The organism is Kitasatospora sp. NPDC057518, from assembly GCF_042802075.1.
In the GTDB taxonomy this organism is placed as follows: Bacteria; Actinomycetota; Actinomycetes; order Streptomycetales; family Streptomycetaceae; genus Kitasatospora.
In genome coordinates, this window is sequence record NZ_JBHVEU010000622.1 from 1 (window position 1) to 4,036 (window position 4,036).

General features: G+C 67.9%; 1 protein-coding gene. It reads right to left on the minus strand.

The window, feature by feature from the left end:
- Positions 1-41: 41 nt before the first annotated feature.
- Positions 42-3,935, minus strand: coding sequence for a DNA-directed RNA polymerase subunit beta' (locus tag ACFU7Z_RS37300; RefSeq protein WP_074003974.1), 3,894 nt, complete (start codon positions 3,933-3,935; stop codon positions 42-44).
- Positions 3,936-4,036: the final 101 nt, after the last annotated feature.

The window sequence follows — 4,036 nt, forward strand, 5'->3', positions numbered from 1 at the left end:
GCCGCGTGAGGGGTGACCGCCCTGCGTCAGTGACGCGCGACTCAGCCGGTGTACGGGCCGTAGTCGTAGTCGTCCAGCGGGACCGCCTGGCCGGAGCCGGCGCCGAAGGGCGACAGGTCGTAGTCGTCGTAGCCGACGGCCGAGTACATCGCGGCCTTGGCCTCCTCGGTCGGCTCGACCCGGATGTTGCGGTAGCGGGGCAGACCCGTACCGGCCGGGATGAGCTTACCGAGGATGACGTTCTCCTTGAGGCCCAGCAGCGGGTCCGACTTGGCGTGGATCGCCGCGTCGGTGAGGACCCGGGTCGTCTCCTGGAAGGAGGCGGCCGACAGCCAGGACTCGGTGGCCAGCGAGGCCTTGGTGATACCCATCAGCTGCGGACGGCCGGAGGCGGGGTGACCGCCCTCGGCGACGACGCGGCGGTTCTCCTGCTCGAAGCGACCGCGCTCGACCAGCTCGCCGGGCAGCAGCTCGGCGTCGCCCGACTCGATGATCGTCACGCGGCGGAGCATCTGCCGGATGATGATCTCGATGTGCTTGTCGTGGATCGACACACCCTGCGAGTTGTAGACCTTCTGGACCTCGGCGACCAGGTGGACCTGGACGGCACGCTGGCCCATGATGCGCAGGACGTCGTGCGGGTTGGTGGCACCCATGGTCAGCTTCTGGCCGACCTCGACCGCCTCGCCCTCGCTGACCAGCAGCTTCACGCGCTTCGAGACCGGGTAGGCGATCTCGTCGCTGCCGTCGTCCGGGGTGACGACCAGCTTGCGGGTCTTCTCGGTGTCCTCGATGCGGACCCGGCCCTGCGCCTCCGAGATCGGGGCCACACCCTTGGGGGTACGGGCCTCGAAGAGCTCGACGACACGCGGCAGACCCTGGGTGATGTCGTCACCGGCCACACCACCGGTGTGGAAGGTACGCATGGTCAGCTGGGTACCGGGCTCACCGATGGACTGGGCGGCGATGATGCCGACCGCCTCACCGATGTCGACCAGCTTGCCGGTGGCCAGCGAGCGCCCGTAGCACATGGCGCAGGTGCCGACGGCCGACTCACAGGTCAGGATCGAGCGGGTCTTGACCTCGCCGATGCCGTGGCGGATCAGCTCGTCGATCAGGACGTCGCCGAGGTCCGTGTTGGCGGTGGCGAGGAGCTTGCCGTCCACCGTGATGTCCTCGGCCAGCATGCGGGCGTAGACGCTGGTCTCGACGTCGTCGGCCTTGCGCAGCACGCCGTCCGGGCCCACGGAGCCGATCGCCAGCTTCAGGCCGCGCTCGGTGCCGCAGTCCTCCTCGCGAATGATGACGTCCTGGGAGACGTCGACCAGACGACGGGTGAGGTAGCCGGAGTCGGCGGTACGGAGGGCGGTGTCGGCCAGACCCTTACGGGCACCGTGGGTGGAGATGAAGTACTCCAGCACGGACAGACCCTCACGGAACGACGCCTTGATGGGTCGCGGGATGGTCTCGTTCTTGGCGTTCGACACCAGACCACGCATACCGGCGATCTGGCGCATCTGCATCATGTTTCCACGAGCACCCGAGTCGACCATCATGAAGATGGGGTTCGTCTTCGGGAAGTTCTCGTTCATGGCCTCGGCGACCTCGTTGGTCGCCTGGGTCCAGATGCCGATGAGCTCCTGCTTGCGCTCGTCGTTGGTGATCAGGCCGCGCTCGTACTGACGCTGGACCTTCTCCGCCTTCGCCTCGTAGCCCTCCAGGATCTGGGGCTTGTTCGGCGGGACGACGACGTCCGAGATCGAGACGGTGACGCCCGAGCGGGTCGACCAGTGGAAGCCGGCCGCCTTCAGGTTGTCCAGCGTCGCCGCGACGACGACCTTGGGGTAGCGCTCCGCCAGGTCGTTGACGATCGCGGAGAGCTGCTTCTTGCCCACCTCGTAGTCGACGAACGGGTAGTCCTCGGGCAGCAGCTCGTTGAAGAGCGCGCGGCCCAGGGTGGTGGTCAGGCGGAACGGCTCGCCGTCGAACCAGCCGGACTGGCCCTCCTCGTCCACCGGCGGGGTCCAGCCGCGCGGCGGGACGGTGCCGGCCGGCAGGCGCAGCTCGATCGGGGCCTGGACGTCCAGGTCGCGGGCGTCGAAGGCCATGATCGCCTCGGCGGTCGACGAGAAGGTGCGCCCGGCGCCCTTCACGTTGTCGCGGTCCGAGGTCAGGAAGAACAGACCGAGCACCATGTCCTGGGTCGGCATGGTGACGGGGCGACCGTCGGCCGGCTTCAGGATGTTGTTCGAGGACAGCATCAGGATGCGGGCCTCGGCCTGCGCCTCCGCGGAGAGCGGCAGGTGGACGGCCATCTGGTCACCGTCGAAGTCCGCGTTGAACGCGGTGCAGACGAGCGGGTGGATCTGGATGGCCTTGCCCTCGACCAGCTGCGGCTCGAAGGCCTGGATGCCGAGGCGGTGCAGGGTGGGCGCACGGTTCAGCAGGACCGGGTGCTCGGCGATGACCTCTTCGAGGACGTCCCACACGACCGGACGGGCGCGCTCGACCATGCGCTTGGCCGACTTGATGTTCTGCGCGTGGTTCAGGTCCACCAGGCGCTTCATCACGAACGGCTTGAAGAGCTCCAGCGCCATGGCCTTCGGCAGACCGCACTGGTGCAGCTTGAGCTGCGGGCCGACGACGATGACCGAACGGGCCGAGTAGTCGACTCGCTTGCCGAGGAGGTTCTGACGGAAACGACCCTGCTTGCCCTTCAGCATGTCGCTGAGGGACTTCAGCGGGCGGTTGCCCGGGCCGGTGACCGGACGGCCGCGGCGGCCGTTGTCGAACAGCGCGTCGACGGCCTCCTGGAGCATGCGCTTCTCGTTGTTCACGATGATCTCGGGGGCACCGAGGTCGAGCAGGCGCTTCAGGCGGTTGTTGCGGTTGATGACGCGGCGGTACAGGTCGTTCAGGTCGGAGGTCGCGAAGCGGCCACCGTCCAGCTGCACCATCGGACGCAGGTCCGGCGGGATGACCGGGACGCAGTCCAGCACCATGCCGTTGGGCTTGTTGGTGGTCTGAAGGAACGCGGAGACGACCTTGAGGCGCTTGAGCGCACGGGTCTTCTTCTGGCCCTTGCCGGTGCGGATGATCTCGCGCAGGCGCTCGGACTCCTCCGCCAGGTCGAAGGTCTCGAGGCGGTCCTTGAGGGCCGCCGCGCCCATCGAGCCGGAGAAGTAGGTGCCGAAGCGGTCGCGCAGCTCGCGGTAGAGCAGCTCGTCGCCCTCGAGGTCCTGGACCTTGAGGTTCTTGAAGCGGGCCCACACCTCGTCGAGGCGGTCGAGCTCGCGCTGCGCGCGGTCGCGCAGCTGCTTCATCTCGCGCTCGGCGCCCTCGCGCACCTTGCGGCGCACGTCGGCCTTGGCGCCCTCGGCCTCCAGCTCGGCCAGGTCGGTCTCGGCCTTCTTGGCGCGGGCCTCGAGGTCGGAGTCGCGGCGGTTCTCGATCTGCTGGCGCTCGACCGAGACGTGCGCCTCCAGGGACGGCAGGTCGCGCTGGCGGCGCTCGTCGTCGACCCAGGTGATCATGTAGGCGGCGAAGTAGATGACCTTCTCGAGGTCCTTCGGCGCCAGGTCCAGCAGGTAGCCCAGGCGGGACGGCACGCCCTTGAAGTACCAGATGTGGGTGACCGGGGCGGCCAGCTCGATGTGGCCCATCCGCTCACGGCGCACCTTGGCGCGGGTCACCTCGACGCCGCAGCGCTCGCAGATGATGCCCTTGAAGCGGACGCGCTTGTACTTACCGCAGTAGCACTCCCAGTCCCGGGTGGGGCCGAAGATCTTCTCGCAGAAGAGCCCGTCCTTTTCCGGCTTCAGGGTGCGGTAGTTGATGGTCTCCGGCTTCTTGACCTCGCCGTGCGACCACTGGCGGATGTCGTCGGCGGTGGCCAGGCCGATGCGGAGCTCGTCGAAGAAGTTGACGTCAAGCACTGGTCGTCAAGCCCTCTTTCGTAAGTCGAGAGTCGTTCATGTGGTCTGAGGGGGGCCTGGGGGCGGTGGAACTGCTCCACACCTCGCTCCTGGTGCAGGGA